Below are 14537 nucleotides of genomic sequence, written 5' to 3' on the forward strand. Positions count from 1 at the left end.
ATTCTCTCCGGTAGTCGACCAAGCTGATAATAACGACTTTGACAACGACCCCCAAAGCGATCGGTATATCCAATTTGCCTATCTTGACTTTTTCGGTAACTGGCCTAACCAAACCCTACCGTTAAAATTAGGGGACTTCAAGTTTATTACTACTGAGAACTTTGATGGCACTCAAATCAATGTGACTTCAGCAGAAACAGCCACTAGTTATACACTCGAAGCGCCACCAATTATAATTCAGCAGACCACTGGTCTGGGAATTGCTGCTAAAAGTGCGAGCAAAATTGAAGGCGACGAGAATACTACCCCCTTTACCTTCACCATTAGCCGTTCTGGTAATTCCACGACCACAAATAGTGTTAACTGGAATGTAGTAATAATACCAGGTACTGACAATGCAGATGAGTTGGACTTTGGGAACATCTTACCATCAGGCACTGTTACCTTCAATCCGGGAGAACTCTCGAAAGATATTACCATTAACGTCACTGGTGACAATATCTTTGAGGGAGATGAAACCTTCAGCGTCATTTTATCCAACCCCACCAATAATGCTGTTATTACAACGGGTAGTGCGAGGGGAACTATTTTAGAAGATGATCGCTTTCAACAAATCTCTTCAGCGGAAAACCTGGCGGCATCCTCTGGTAATACTGTTAGTATCCCCCTATTTTACAGTACTTCCACAGGTGACAATACCTTAACTGGTATTGGTTTACGTTTACATTACAACTCTAGTCACCTAAGTTACACCGGCGTCAATAACCTTTGGGATACTGGCTTATTTGGTGATATCGTTACCTCTCTCGATAACAACGACTTGGATAATAACCCCAATACAGACACTTACCTAGAAATACCTTACTCTAGTATTCAAGGTGACTGGCCTAACCAACCCCTACCGTTGAAATTAGGAGACTTCAATTTTACCGCCGGAGCCAACTTTGAAGGTACACAATTGCAGGTTACAGCTAGTTCTTTAGCGGCTAATTATCGACTAGCTACCAGCCCCATTATGGTAGACGAGCGGCAATGGAATCTTGATATTGACGGTAACGGTCAAATCAATGCCCTATCTGACGGGATTATGGTGGTACGTTTTCTCTTTGGTACAGCCTTTCCTGGGGATAAATTGACAGATGGAGCCATAGCCGCTAATGCTACCCGTAATCTCACGGAAATTCGAGAATATTTACAGGAAGCGGTAGAGAATAAGTACTTAGATATTGACGGTAACGGTCAAATCAATGCCCTATCTGACGGGATTATGGTGGTACGTTTTCTCTTTGGTACAGCCTTTTCTGGGGATAAATTGATAGATGGAGCCATAGCCGCTAATGCTACCCGTGGTCTCACGGAAATTCAAGAATATTTATCCCAGTTGACTACCCTTAATGTAGTCACAGATCGAACTTTAACCGGTAGTGCTGGTAATGATACCCTCAACGGAGGGGCGGGTAATGATATTCTCAACGGAGGGGCGGGTAATGATATTCTCAACGGTGGGGCAGGTAATGATACCCTCACCGGTGAAACTGGTAATGATATCCTCAACGGTGGGGCGGGTAATGATATTCTCAACGGTGGGGCAGGTAATGATATCCTCAACGGTGGGGCGGGTAGTGATACCCTCACAGGTGGGGCGGGTAGTGATGTATTCCTATATAACTCCCCCAATGAATCTAATAGAACCAACTTATCTGTAGCGAGTTTTGATACTATCACCGACTTCACCCAGGGAGTCGATAGAATTAACTTTGCTGCATTGGCTACCGCCGGCCAGTACGCCAGTCAGACTGTGGTACAGACAGCAGCCAATAATTCTGGGCAAACCACCATCAATTCTACCCTTCTCAATGCTACCGCCGCCGCCATCGGTCAAGATAGATTTGGCGCTTTTGTTTTGGGAGGTAACACTTATATTCAGGGTACTAATCAAACGACTACCTTTGAGGATGATTTACTTCTGAAAATCAATGGTACCTTTACTTTAACTACTGCTGACTTTATCCTTTAAATCGTAACCTATGCGATCGCTCTTAGTTGATTAATTAGGGCGATCGCCCTCACAGATGGTAATTCTGGTGGTGCGGTGGTGGGATATGGGTTTACAGCATTTTTCATGCTAGCCAGGGAATCAATTCCCTGTCTGATAGCTGAAGTCCACTAAAAGTGGACTGGTGGGTTACCTAAGCTGCTTTGGGTTTAGGAAAGTGACGTAGGTTTTGTTACAATTAGTAAAGTTTATATTTACAAAAAAGCTCTTATGGAGTTATGGGCTGAGTTACATAATTTTGTGGTTTAGCTTCAGCAATCATGATTCCCCAAACCAAACTAAAATGAAATTTAGTTGTACGCTCTATATTAAACTGTGCTGAAGTTAGTAAACTATGAAACTGTTTTTGGGTGTAACACCCCTTGTAAGCAGGGTCAACAAACTTCAATATAAAATCACATATTTGACAGGATAAATAATCTTTACACCAATCTAAAATAAGTAGTTTACCTTCTGGTTTTAAAACCCGTCTTATTTCCAATAACGCCCCATGAGGATCATCAAAATAATGAAATGCACTGGCGGATATGATTACATCAAAACTGTTATTTAGGAATGGTAAATTTGACACATTTGCATTCTGAAATGAAACATGAGAATAAGTACGACATTTCTGTTTAGCGACTAGGAGCATTGCTGGGGAAATGTCTACTGCAGTAATTATTTGCTGTGGATTTTCGGTTAGTAATAATTGCTCAAACTCTCCGGTTCCGCAGCCCACATCAAGGACTGTTGCTTCTGGTGCAATGTCTGCCCAATTTTTTAAAACAGATAATGTCTTGGTAATGTAAGTATTCCAACGCCGGTCATATAAATCTGCTATCTGGTCATATTGTTGGCGAATTAGTGTTTCACTCATAGGTATTTTTTGTGAGATGGTGAATATAGCATTTCCCATGCTCGTGAGGTACAATTTTTTTTAGCTTGAGGGAACAGGGAACAGGGAATAGGGAATAGGGAATAGGGAATAGGGAATTGGTGTGTACTTCATGAGCCTGAAAAAGGCTATATCAATATTGTTGGTACAAGTTCAGGTTGATTTATTCAACAACATTTGAGTAAATTGGTGGACTGGACTATTAAAAGATAAGCTACTGCCCTAGATCAGAAATAATTCCTTTACAATCAGCTTTTTGATTTTGGAGTTTACTGCGGTACTAGCCTCTAAGACAATTAACTGCCCCCTGTGGCTTTTCACCTTGCAGGGCTTGCAGAATATTTTGAGCGGCTTCTAGGGCGATGTCCCGCCGTAGCTCGTCAACCGCAGATCCAATATGGGGAGTGAGAAAAGTTTGACTGGTGTTTTCTAATAATGACTGGGGTATGTTGTGGGGTCGATCGCTACGATGCCAGTCTTCCATTTCAAACACATCGGCAGCGTAACCCGCTAAGTGTCCAGATTCCAAAGCTTGACACACGGCCTGCTCATCCACTACGGAACCACGACCGGGGTTAATTAAAAAGCTCCCTGGTTTCATTTTAGCTAAGGTTTTGGCGTTGATTAAATGAAAGGTTCCTGGTTGCAGAGGTACTACCAACAAAACAAAATCACTTACCTCTATTAAAGTCTCAAAAGATACTCTGGCTAACTGCGCCATTTCCTCTTGTTCCGGTGTGAGAGCCACCGGATCGCTGTACAGTAACCGCATCTCAAAACCTGCTAGACGTTGAGCGATGGCTTTGCCTAATGCACCCATACCAACAATTCCCAAGGTACGATTTGCTAGACCTAGGCTGTAAAGTTGGGGTCGCCAACCAGCAAATTTACCCGTGCGCATGAGGCGATCGCCTACTAGCATCTGTCGTGATAAGCCAATTAATAACCCAATAGCAATTTCCGCAGTAGGTGCCGACAACAAAGAAGGCACAATTGTAAACCATACACCACAACGGGTGCAGGCATCAACATCAAAATTATCGTAGCCTTTCAGAGCTGCTGCAATTACTTTTAGCTGGGGACACTCCCGCAAAAAAGCTTCATCAATGCTGTCCGGCATAAATACCATCAATCCGTCGGCATTTTTAGCCCTTTGGAGAATTTCCTCACGAGATAAAGATTCTTGATGGGGATTAGCAATCACCTCACAATTAGGTTCAAGAAGTTCAATCACTTCTGGATGTACCCAGTTTGTAATCACAACCTTTGGTTTCATAGTATCTCCTCAAGCTAACCGTCTGCGCAAATAGCCACTGAAACTATCTACCAATATCACCATCATCAAAATGACGAGTAGGATTGCTGATACTTCTGTATACCTAAGTATACGTAAAGAGCCAATTAATTCAAACCCTATACCGCCAGCACCCACTGCACCCATAATAGTAGAAGCGCGAAAGTTATATTCCCAACGATATAAGGTTACATCCAGGATTTGCGGCAAAACTTGGGGTAAAATGCTGTGATATATTACCTGGATCTTGTTTGCACCAGCTGCCTGTGCTGCTTCGATTGGTGCTGAGTTTACGTGTTCGATGTACTCAGCAAAAAACTTACCCACCATCCCAATTGAATGAAACCCAACTGCTAATGCTCCTGGTAATGCACCAAACCCCACCGCAGCTACTAAAATAATCCCCATAATCAGTTCTGGTATAGCCCGTAAACCATTGAGAATCAGACGCGCCACCTGAAACACAAGTGGATGGGGTGTAGTATTACCAGCTGCTAATAGTGATAATGGTAGAGAAAAAGCAACTGCGATCGCAGTTCCCGCAACACTCATCGCCAAGGTGTCAAACAGGGGCTTAATCCAGTTGATAGCCAAACTAAAATCTGGCGGTAGCATTTGGCTAACTAAATTTATCCCACTGGGAACACCTTCAGCCAATCTTTCCCAATCAAAAAGACCAACTAATAAGCAAGATATGATCACAATCACTACAACAGTAGCTACTTGCAGTAAATGCTTATATCTGTGTTGTCTTTGTTGTTTTAACAGAGGTTCAAATCTTTGATAACTATTGGTTGCCATAAAACTCCGTCAAATGGTTAGCAGTAACCCCGCAAAAGCAAGATATTATTTGACAGTGATATTTTTCCACCCAGAAATTTATAATCTGGTTTAAAATAAGTCCCTATTAATTTAACTTTTGAAAATCTAGATTTAAGGTTTTACCTAAATTTCTAACTACATCATATTCTTGATCTGTAATTGCCCCAAAACCATCTGCTTTAAAAGCTTTGAGAATTTCTTCATCCTTGAGTTCAATAAATGCGGAACTAATTTGTGTCTTTAGCTCTGGCTTCAAATCTGAGCGCATTGTCCAAGGATATTGAGGAAATGGTTCTGATTCTGCCAACACTTTGACTTGATTACTATCAATAACCTTGCGCTCGATTAAAGATTCAAAAATAGGTTTACTCAATCCCCCTATTTGAGCATTGTTATTTTGAACTGCGACAGCAACTGCATCATGAGAACCAACAAATACTTCTTCATAATCTTTTTTCGGTTGTAACCCCTTGTCAAGCATCATTGATTTGGGAATTAAATGACTAGAAGTAGAAGCTTGATCACCATAGGCTACTGTTTTTCCTGACGCTTGATCAAGAGAATTTACACCACTTTTTACACTAGCAATAATCACTGATTTATAGGTAGTTTCACCATCCTTCTTTAAAGCTGCGAAGGGTTCAATATTACTTTTAGTTTTAGCTAAAACATAGGAAAGTGGCCCAAAGTAAGCTAGTTCTAAACGTCGATTACTTGCGGCTTCAATCATTGAAGAATAGTCAGTTGTTACAACCAATTCAATATCTTTCCCTAACTTTTCTTCTAAATATTTTTCTAAACCCTGATTATTTTTGATGACAGTTGAAGCGTTTTCATCTGGTAAAAGAGCTACCCTTAAAGTATCGGGGTCAGATACACTAGGGTCAACCTCAGTATTCGTAGCAGTGTTGTTAGGTGCTTGACAGCCAACCAAGGCTAACACGACTACAGCAACAGATGTGAGTATTTTTTTTTGAATGGCGATCATGGTAGAAGTTCTCCTGATATATCAAATGGTATTAGTGTGTAAACTCTTGAGGGATTGAGTGAGGTGAATAAGTATGTTATCCTCTGCTTTGTGTATGAGGGGCTTTGCCAAATTGCTCCTCGATATCTAGGTGAATATTTTCGGTTTTGCCATAAATACGATTAAGTTCGTACTCTTCAATGTCTGCGGCATTACCATCAAAAACTATATGACCTTGAGATATTCCAATTATCCTGTCTGCATAGGTTTTAGCTAAATCTACTTGGTGTAAACTCATAATTGCCGCGATGCCGTCTTCTTGACAAATTTGACATAGGAAAGAAATTACCTTGTGGGAACTAGCAGGGTCAAGGCTTGCAACTGGCTCATCTGCCAGAATTAACCGCGGTTGTTGCGCCAAAGCACGTGCAATACCTACCCGTTGCTGTTGACCACCACTGAGATTATCTACCCGTGTTAAAGCTTTATTTAACAGTCCTACCCTCTCTAAACACTCCAAGGCTATATATTTATCAGCTTTGGGTAATGGGAAAAAGCTCCTGAGAGTTGAGTGATAGGCTAAACGACCGGTTAGCACATTTTGCAGTGCAGTTTGTCTACCAATTAATTGGTGCTGCTGAAAAATCATCCCTGTGCGCTGGCGATGCTGATGCAGTACCTTGGGTTCATTGAGTTGGCCCCAACCTTCCACTGTGATAGACCCTGCTGTTGGTTTGATTAGTCCATTTAAACACCTTAACAACGTTGATTTACCTGAACCAGAAGCTCCCAAGATGACTGTAAATTCTCCAGGCTTAAAGTTTAAAGAAACTGACTGGAGGGCTTGAACTCCCCCAGGATAAGTTAAACTCAAGCGATCCATCTGAATTATCATCTTAGGAAAATCCCCTATCCTATACGATCCACAAGCATTTGATTTGAGAATTTAATCAAAACCCCACTTTAATAACGACAGGTTATTGCTTTTATTTAAAGTTTGGGTTAATAATTGAGTTCTTTTAGGTTAAGAACAAAAATATTGGCTATCTTCCGCGAGCAAGAGGATTCAACAGCGATCGCTTTTAGAGGATGTTTGTCAAGTATTATTTGACCCCTCCCTAACCTTCCCCTTGTAAGGGGAGGGGACTGGATTTGATTGTTTTGGTGTGTTGGGTGTGTTCCCTTTCCTCACTTTTTTTTTGGAGCTTTTGTTACAATTAGTAAAATTCATATTTACAAAAAAGCTCTTATGGCCTTATATGCTGAATTACATAGACACCTGGGCGGTTCGGTTGTTCCCCGTGTCTTATGGCGGTACTTTGAGCGCCATGGTCAAGATTCGATTGCTCAGTTTGCTGAGTATGGGGAATTTGAAGAATTTTACACCCGTCCCCGGAACACCTTAGATGAATATCTAGAATTACACACCTTAGTAGAAAGTGTGCAAACAGTAGAAACCTTACCCTACTTTATTTATCGTCTACTGCGGGGGGCTTATATCTTTGAGAATTTAGCTTATTTAGAACTGCGCTATACCCCATATTTACGTACACCAGAACACCTGAGCCAAACCGCCAGAATTGATAAAATGGCGGAAATTGTGGAAGTGGTGGGAAAAGCCAGCCATTTACCAGAGTATCCCATTGTCACTAGCCAAATCCTCTGTATGCACACCCGCTTACCCTATGAGGTGAATCAGGCAATTGTTGACCTAGCAGTGCAAAATAAACAATATGTTTGTGCTATTGATGTCGCTGGGGGCGATCGCTACTATCATGAACGGATGGCAGAATGGGTGAGTTTATATGATTATGGGCGATCGCAGGGCTTAAACACCACCGGACACCTCTATGAAACTAGAGACGGTTGTCACCCGGAACTACTACCCTACCTCATGCGCATAGGTCACGGTATCCAAATTCCCCTATTATTTCCCGAACTATTAAAGGATATAGCTCAACGGGGACAGTGTTTAGAAGTATGTCCCACAACTTACCTGAAAACTGGGACATTAGAGGATATACGTCAACTCAAATTAGTGTTTGACCGTTGTTTTGCTGCGGGGGTAGATATCGCCATCTGTACCGATAACGCGGGGTTACATAATATGCGCTTACCCTTTGAGTATGAAAACTTGCTAACATATGATATAATCGACTTTGAGCAGTTGCAAAGCTGCCAAAATGCGGCTTTCCGCCATGCTTTTGCTTGGCCTTACAATCACCCGCCGACATTGCTACTGGATAAAGTCTTAAAACCCTCTGAAAATAGGGTGGGGTTGACTTCCGCCGCCAAGGTTTGAACTAACAGACTAAAAGAAAGAACTTACAACTGTGGAAGTTGTGGTCATTCGGTGGATAGAGATTTAAACGCAGCAATCAACTTATCGAGGTTGGCTAAACCTTGAAAGCTTACTGAGGGATAACCGCTCCCATGCTCCCATCGAAGTAAGAAATAAATGTCTAGACTTGTCTAGGATTTATATAGCAGGAAATACGCAGAGATTTAGACAAATATCAAAAGACTCAATCTTAAGCAGCTATCCCCTCTGTAGCGCCCCCTACGGTTCTCCAGGCTGATAAACCGCCATGAATATGAATCACATTAGTAAACCCAGCTGCGCGCAATAATTGTACTGCATAGCCAGCCTGGGTATCTTCATTGCCATAGATATAAATATGGCGCTCTTTGTGAAGTGTAGATGTAGCTCGTTCTACCAGTTCGTTTAGGGGAATGGCGATCGCACCGGTGATGCGACTTTGATTGTAAGTGTGGCGATCGCGCACATCTATGATGGTAAACCCTGGTTGTCCCCATTGCAAACGAAACTTGAGATCATGAACCTCACTCGTTAAGTCACTGTTCATAAGCATTTCTCGCTGTCTTGTCTCACCAGCAATCTATCAAGAATATTGAGAAAACCTGAGTTTCTTTACAAAGAATCAAAAATTCTGTAGAAATGTCAATAAAAATGCCTACTCTATACAGTGGTCGGTTCTTGCCCTAAACTGTAACTCATGGCATCTACTATTCAAACCCTATCCACAGAAATTGTATCTCTCATTACCGCCGGAGAGGTGATCGACTCCTTAGCTGCTGTAGTGCGGGAATTAGTCGAAAATTCCCTAGACGCAGGGGCAACAAGGATTATAATTTCCCTATGGCCACAGCAGTGGCGGGTACAGGTGGCAGATAACGGTTGCGGAATGGACGCAGATAATTTGCAACAAGCCGCCCTAGCACACAGTACCAGTAAAATTCGCTCTGCTGATGATTTATGGAAAATCAACAGTTTAGGGTTTAGGGGTGAAGCCTTACACAGTTTAACCACCCTAGCAGATTTAGAAATTCTCAGCCGTCCACCAGGAGCAAATGTTGGCTGGCGGGTTGTTTATGGTCATGGTGGCCAACCTGTGGAATTTGCCGCCACGGCCATCGCCCCTGGTACGGTGGTCACAGTGTCTGACCTGTTCGGTAATTGTACCCTGCGCCGCCAGGGTTTACCCACATCTGCCCAGCAAACCAGAGGGGTACAACTAGCAATTCAACAAATCGCCCTGTGTCATCCCCGTGTGACTTGGCAAGTTTGGCAAAATGACCGCCAATGGTTTACTATTTCTGCTGCCGCCACTACGGGACAACTATTACCGCAAATTGTCCCCCAGCTGCAATATAGTGACCTCCAAGAATTTAACCTACAATTACCCAACCCCCCCAACTGTGCATTAGCTTTAGTCGTAGGTTTACCAGACAGATGTCACCGCCGTCGTCCTGATTGGGTGCGGGTGGGAATTAACGGGCGTATGGTCAAATCTCCAGAGCTAGAGCAAAGCATTTTATCCGCATTTCACAGGACATTACCACGCGATCGCTATCCTGTTTGTTTATTAAATCTGACTGTTCCCCCAGAGCAAGTTAACTGGAATCGTCACCCTGCTAAACATGAAATATACTTGCATGAGATGGGTTATTGGCAAGAACAAATTACCCAGGGAATTAACCAAGCCCTGCGCATCAGTTCCGCCCAGATGCCAGAGTCTTTTCATCATACACGGGTGAGTCAATTAGTCAAAGCAGCGGAAAGTAAAGGGGGTTATAAGACTAACCCCCAAACTACCCATATACACCATTGTACACCAATACCTTTAAAAGCGATCGCTCAACTTAGCAACACCTATATTGTGGTAGAACATCCCCATGGTATGTGGTTAGTAGAACAACACATTGCCCATGAGCGAGTATTGTATGAGCAAATTTGCGATCGCTGGGAACTAGTTCCCATTGAACCCGCCATCATTATGTATCAACTTTCTTCCGCTCAAGTATCACAACTGCAAACCATTGGTTTAGATATAGAACCCTTTGGTGAACAACTTTGGGCAATTCGCAGCATACCCGCACTGTTACAACAGCGTGAAGACTGTGCAGAAGCAATTTTAGAATTAAGTTGGGGGGGTGACCTGAAAACAGCCCAAGTAGCGATCGCCTGTCGCACTGCGATTCGCAATGGTACACCGATGAGTTTAGAACAAATGCAAGGATTACTAGACCAATGGCAACAAACCCGTAACCCCCGCACCTGTCCCCACGGTCGCCCGATTTATTTATCTTTAGATGAACCTGCTTTAGCTCGATTTTTCCGGCGTAGTTGGGTAATTGGCAAAAGTCACGGGATTTAATTAGTGTATCAACTATTGTTTGACCCCTCCCTAACCCTCCCCTGACAAGGGGAGGGGACTGGATTTGATTGTTTCGGTCCCCCATTCCCTATTCCCTATTCCCTATTCCCTATTCCCTGTTCCCTGTTCCCCGTTCCCTGTTCCCTAAGATAAAAATTACCTGTTTAATACTTGACAAACAACCTCTAAGGGATTTAACTATCTATCAACCTGGTTATTAATATCTTGGGCGGTTAATTCCGTCTTGGTTCCTCGCACCACCAGCTCACCATTGACAACCTCAATACTGTCTACACTCAACCCCACATCAGACATAGCTAAGTTGAGTTGCTGATTAATTTCTGACTTACTCAGCCCTGTTACCTTGGTAATATCTGCCAAAGACAGGCTTACACTTCCCAAACTTAATTGCGTATTATCACTTAAAGATATCTGTCCATCTTGGACTATTGGACTACTAGTAACACCTATATACAAAGGGCGATCGCCCGCCATGGGTAATACCTGCTGCACCATCCGCCGCGCCCGGTGTGGTAACTGGGATGGTTGAACTACCAGTCCTCCTGTTACCTGATTTTCTTGAATACTGGCTTTAATACCCTTGGTACTTTGTAATACTTGCGATGTTTTGGGGTTTTTGGCTAGTCTTTGACTCATTAACACAGTTAATTCTGTTTCATTGAGGGAAATATCCACCCGGTTATTTTCCCCTTCCCATTGAGTCAGTTTCACTTCCAGCACATTCTGGTCATCCCGATTCAGATTAACCGACTCACCACTGCCGTGAGTGTACCAGCTAGGCAGGGATGTGATTTGCTTCCACCCGTAGGCTATCCCCGTAACTACTATACCGTTGATGAGGAGAAATAGTAAAATTGAATTTTCTTTCTTATCCATAGTTTGGTTTCCTGATAAGTAAATTACTTATACACCCCTTAACCACCTTACAGTCTATGCAACGGTTTTGTTTGCACAAAAGTACGGTTGTGAGGAAGAAAGTAATATTGTGTCCCGGTCCTGTAGCTTTGCTCAGGGGAGGGTGAGGATGGGTAAAACCCATAACCGCAAACAAATAATGAAGATATTTCCAGGGATCTGCTGGTAGCAGCACTGGGGCGATCGCAACTATTACCAGATAGTATACACTTATTTTTATCAGTATAAGGCCATCAATGTGGGAGTAGTATATATAGGCGATCGCGCTGCGGGGAAGACACATTTAGCTTTGGAGTTATCTAACCCCAAAACTGAATATGTGAAAGTCACCAGTCAGGATTATCAAACTTTGCAAACTATTTTAATGGATGAACAAGGAGGAACCAGACCCACAGACCTACAACAACCCATATACAACCGCCCCTTAGATGTGGAAGTCAGGTTACCTACTGGTAATAAATCAGTATCAGTAGACTGGATAGATACGCCTGGAGAGGTATGGCGAAAAAGCTGGCAATGTGATAATCAAATGGAATGGCAGAAAATTTTAGACACAATCAGTGAAAGTGAGGGAATTTTCCTGATTCTGCCACCACATCGGGGGATGACCTTCAACATGGGGGTAAATGCAGATGAATTTATGACTCAAGAGCAGTGGTGTAACCGCTTTGACCGCTGGGTAGACTTTTTTCGCTATGAATGTCCTAAACTCAGACATTTAGTGATTTGCTTAAATAAGGCTGACCTGTTTTGTAATTTGCCACAGGAGGCTAAACAACTCAAATACAGCCCCAATGGAACGCAAATGAATTGGCAACAACGCCATATGCACGTTGTCCAGCGGTATTTCCGACCTATTCAAACCCAACTCCAGCAGATTAATCAAAGTCTAGACCGGGTATCAGTCCGTTGCTTTATTACCTCCATCCATAATCGGTCAGTCCTAGAACTACCGTGGATTTATATGGGTAGTTTTTTAGCTAAATCATAGTGAGGAAAGGGAACAGGGAACAGGGAACAGGGAACGGGGAACAGAAATTGAGTTGAGAAATTATCAGTGAGGAAAGGGAACAGGGAACGGGGAACAGGGAGCGGGGAACAGAAATTGTTCATGAATCATTTATGGTATTATTTCTTGGTTTTGTTCACAAATTAAATACGAGTCCTGTAGTACAAATATTAATATGGGAAACATTCGGGTAATTGGCCCTAGAGGGTCAGGGAAAACCACTTATTTAGCCGCCTTAGCTTACCAACCATTAAAGGCGCTCAAGGAATATCAAAACTTGAAGGTGCAAGCGGTCAATGACGACACCAGAAACCTAGCAGGTAAAGCAGAAAATATCATTAGTCAAGGCGCATCTGTGGAGCCTACAAGTTCTGAAGTCAACACTATCTATGATTTACCTTCCTACTCCTTTAATATAGAAATTAAACGGCGGTTTCAGAAACAACAGGAACAAATAAATTTAGTCGCCAGGGACTACCCTGGAGAAATTTTTGAGGATTTAGAGTTTGGCTCATCCAACCCTTTACATCAAGAATTTATTGAGGAATGTTTGACCCCCGATGTTAATGGTTGTTTAATCTTACTCACTCATTGGCAATCGGGAACTGATAGTTCTTACGGTCGCATTGTACAACGGTTTCTGGAATTAATGGATAAATACGAACGGACTAGTAATTTACGGTTAGCAATAGCCATGAGTAAATGTGAACGGGGGGAATTATGGCCTGGTCGTCTTGACCCCGAAACTGATTTATTTAATGTGCATTTACCCAGAACCACGCACATATTACAACAGAATATCCCCGCCCAGAATCTGGGATTTTATGCCATATCTACCTTTGGGGTGTTAGGACGTAAAGACCCCCGACCCAATCGCACCCTAGAATGGGGAACCGAGGGTAAACTGGCTGTTTTAAGAGATGCTCAAAAATGGCGACCTTATAACCTAGTGGCTCCTCTCTATTGGTTAAGTACAGGGAGGAAATTAGGAAATGATGCGTAATTGGTTTGCTAAAGCTAACTCAGAACCCCAACAAAGTAACGCGGTGATTCGGGTGATAGGCGATCGCGGTTCGGGTAAAACCGGCTATATGGCATCATTAGCAAGATGGCCCAATGCAGACCCCGGCAGTCCGGTACAAGTGGTCACCGCCATTGGGGAGTCTGGGGAAGAACTGATCAATCAAGCTCAGAACATACTGGAACAGGGGTTAGAACTAGAAGCTACGGATTTAAAAGGTGATGCAACGGAGCTACTAGACTACACCCTAAGTATTACCCTCAAAAAGCAATTTTCCCGCCGTAACCCTCAAACTAGCGGTTCTAACCTAGTAACTCTCAACATCAGTTGTAAAGACTATTCGGGAGAGTTTTTTAGTGACCTGCTCCAGCGCAGCGGTGACCCCCTACTAGAACAGTATTTAGAGGACTGTTCCCAAGCTACGGGGATTATCTTTTTAGTGGATGGGAATAGCCGGGCTAAAGATAGTGAATACGCCAACGGCTTAGATAAATTTTTAACCTGCCTAGACCGCACAGATATCAACGCAACTACCCGCAGAATAGCCCTAGTTTTAAACAAGTGTGAACAGTCGGAACTGTGGGTAAACCGGCATAAACCGGGATTTTTAGCCCAAGCCCGGTTTCCCCAAACCTGCCGCAAGTTGAAAACCTGGGAACAAATAGGAGGGGGTAAAGTAGATTACTTCACGGCTTCCGCTTTTGGGATGTTGGGGAGTAAATACCCCGAACCTAATGTACAAGTTTTAAAACGTGGTCGGGATGGGGTAACCGCAGTGATTAAAAATCCCAAACTGTGGCGACCCTTTGGTTTAGTGGCTCCCATTTATTGGTTGTGTACAGGTGACAGACATCAAGAATTAGATAAAGGGTGAAA

At 42.9% G+C, this 14537-nt stretch carries 13 protein-coding genes and 1 pseudogene; 7 read left to right on the plus strand and 7 right to left on the minus strand.

Annotated elements, in window-relative coordinates:
• Positions 1 to 2017, plus strand: a 2017-nt coding sequence (locus tag NWP21_RS16230) for a Calx-beta domain-containing protein (protein ID WP_280793462.1), incomplete at its 5' end; no start/stop codon positions are given.
• Between the two features lie 247 nt (positions 2018 to 2264).
• Here the strand turns inward: NWP21_RS16230 and NWP21_RS16235 are convergent.
• From NWP21_RS16235 to phnC, 5 genes are all read right to left on the minus strand, one after another.
• Positions 2265 to 2915: a methyltransferase domain-containing protein gene (locus NWP21_RS16235; RefSeq protein ID WP_280793463.1), complete on the minus strand. Its 651-nt coding sequence runs from the start codon at positions 2913 to 2915 to the stop codon at positions 2265 to 2267.
• Between the two features lie 298 nt (positions 2916 to 3213).
• Complete coding sequence (locus NWP21_RS16240) at positions 3214 to 4209, minus strand: phosphonate dehydrogenase (protein ID WP_280793464.1); 996 nt, start codon at positions 4207 to 4209, stop codon at positions 3214 to 3216.
• Between the two features lie 9 nt (positions 4210 to 4218).
• Positions 4219 to 5028: a phosphonate ABC transporter, permease protein PhnE gene (gene phnE / locus NWP21_RS16245; RefSeq protein WP_280793465.1), complete on the minus strand. Its 810-nt coding sequence runs from the start codon at positions 5026 to 5028 to the stop codon at positions 4219 to 4221.
• Positions 5029 to 5134: 106 nt separating this feature from the next.
• The gene (gene phnD / locus NWP21_RS16250) at positions 5135 to 6037 is read right to left on the minus strand and encodes a phosphate/phosphite/phosphonate ABC transporter substrate-binding protein (RefSeq protein ID WP_280793467.1); all 903 of its coding nucleotides are present in this window, start codon (positions 6035 to 6037) and stop codon (positions 5135 to 5137) included.
• A gap of 76 nt (positions 6038 to 6113) precedes the next feature.
• Positions 6114 to 6911 carry a phosphonate ABC transporter ATP-binding protein gene (gene phnC, locus NWP21_RS16255; RefSeq protein ID WP_280793469.1) on the minus strand — a complete coding sequence of 266 codons (798 nt, stop codon included), beginning with the start codon at positions 6909 to 6911 and terminating at the stop codon, positions 6114 to 6116.
• Positions 6912 to 7265: 354 nt separating this feature from the next.
• Here phnC and NWP21_RS16260 point away from each other — a divergent pair, with 354 nt between their 5' ends.
• On the plus strand, positions 7266 to 8318 hold the full coding sequence (locus NWP21_RS16260; RefSeq protein WP_280793470.1) for an adenosine deaminase: 1053 nt from the start codon (positions 7266 to 7268) through the stop codon (positions 8316 to 8318).
• A gap of 18 nt (positions 8319 to 8336) precedes the next feature.
• Positions 8337 to 8423, plus strand: a pseudogene (locus NWP21_RS16265) (zinc ribbon domain-containing protein); the annotation flags it as partial.
• Between the two features lie 124 nt (positions 8424 to 8547).
• Here the strand turns inward: NWP21_RS16265 and NWP21_RS16270 are convergent.
• A complete protein-coding gene (locus NWP21_RS16270) occupies positions 8548 to 8883 on the minus strand; it encodes a rhodanese-like domain-containing protein (RefSeq protein ID WP_280793471.1) in 336 nt (111 codons plus the stop codon).
• A 150-nt stretch (positions 8884 to 9033) separates the two neighbouring features.
• Between NWP21_RS16270 and mutL the strand changes: the two genes are divergently transcribed.
• Positions 9034 to 10695 (plus strand): DNA mismatch repair endonuclease MutL, encoded by a 1662-nt coding sequence (mutL, locus tag NWP21_RS16275; protein WP_280793472.1) that lies wholly within the window; start codon positions 9034 to 9036, stop codon positions 10693 to 10695.
• A 198-nt stretch (positions 10696 to 10893) separates the two neighbouring features.
• Here mutL and NWP21_RS16280 read toward each other — a convergent pair whose 3' ends face one another.
• Positions 10894 to 11592, minus strand: a complete 699-nt coding sequence (locus tag NWP21_RS16280) for a hypothetical protein (protein WP_280793473.1) — start codon at positions 11590 to 11592, stop codon at positions 10894 to 10896.
• 277 nt (positions 11593 to 11869) lie between these two features.
• Here NWP21_RS16280 and NWP21_RS16285 point away from each other — a divergent pair, with 277 nt between their 5' ends.
• The 3 genes from NWP21_RS16285 to NWP21_RS16295 all read left to right on the plus strand — a co-directional run bounded on the left by NWP21_RS16285 (position 11870) and on the right by NWP21_RS16295 (position 14535).
• Positions 11870 to 12622 carry a hypothetical protein gene (locus NWP21_RS16285; RefSeq protein ID WP_280793474.1) on the plus strand — a complete coding sequence of 251 codons (753 nt, stop codon included), beginning with the start codon at positions 11870 to 11872 and terminating at the stop codon, positions 12620 to 12622.
• A gap of 193 nt (positions 12623 to 12815) precedes the next feature.
• Positions 12816 to 13643: a hypothetical protein gene (locus NWP21_RS16290; RefSeq protein ID WP_280793475.1), complete on the plus strand. Its 828-nt coding sequence runs from the start codon at positions 12816 to 12818 to the stop codon at positions 13641 to 13643.
• Positions 13633 to 14535, plus strand: a complete 903-nt coding sequence (locus NWP21_RS16295; RefSeq protein WP_280793476.1) for a hypothetical protein — start codon at positions 13633 to 13635, stop codon at positions 14533 to 14535. The genes NWP21_RS16290 and NWP21_RS16295 overlap by 11 nt, the downstream gene beginning before the upstream one ends.
• Positions 14536 to 14537 lie beyond the last annotated feature (2 nt).

Origin of the sequence: Anabaenopsis sp. FSS-46 (assembly GCF_029891665.1) — a bacterium.
Classification (GTDB): Bacteria; Cyanobacteriota; Cyanobacteriia; order Cyanobacteriales; family Nostocaceae; genus Anabaenopsis; species Anabaenopsis arnoldii.

Excerpts from the sequence above, each read along its gene's own strand:
- NWP21_RS16235 (WP_280793463.1), bottom strand. The coding sequence starts at position 2,915 with ATGAGTGAAACACTAATTCGCCAACAATATGACCAGATAGCAGATTTA.
- NWP21_RS16240 (WP_280793464.1), bottom strand. The coding sequence starts at position 4,209 with ATGAAACCAAAGGTTGTGATTACAAACTGGGTACATCCAGAAGTGATT.
- phnE (WP_280793465.1), bottom strand. The coding sequence starts at position 5,028 with ATGGCAACCAATAGTTATCAAAGATTTGAACCTCTGTTAAAACAACAA.
- phnD (WP_280793467.1), bottom strand. The coding sequence starts at position 6,037 with ATGATCGCCATTCAAAAAAAAATACTCACATCTGTTGCTGTAGTCGTG.
- phnC (WP_280793469.1), bottom strand. The coding sequence starts at position 6,911 with ATGATAATTCAGATGGATCGCTTGAGTTTAACTTATCCTGGGGGAGTT.
- NWP21_RS16260 (WP_280793470.1), top strand. The coding sequence starts at position 7,266 with ATGGCCTTATATGCTGAATTACATAGACACCTGGGCGGTTCGGTTGTT.
- NWP21_RS16270 (WP_280793471.1), bottom strand. The coding sequence starts at position 8,883 with ATGAACAGTGACTTAACGAGTGAGGTTCATGATCTCAAGTTTCGTTTG.
- mutL (WP_280793472.1), top strand. The coding sequence starts at position 9,034 with ATGGCATCTACTATTCAAACCCTATCCACAGAAATTGTATCTCTCATT.
- NWP21_RS16280 (WP_280793473.1), bottom strand. The coding sequence starts at position 11,592 with ATGGATAAGAAAGAAAATTCAATTTTACTATTTCTCCTCATCAACGGT.
- NWP21_RS16290 (WP_280793475.1), top strand. The coding sequence starts at position 12,816 with ATGGGAAACATTCGGGTAATTGGCCCTAGAGGGTCAGGGAAAACCACT.
- NWP21_RS16295 (WP_280793476.1), top strand. The coding sequence starts at position 13,633 with ATGATGCGTAATTGGTTTGCTAAAGCTAACTCAGAACCCCAACAAAGT.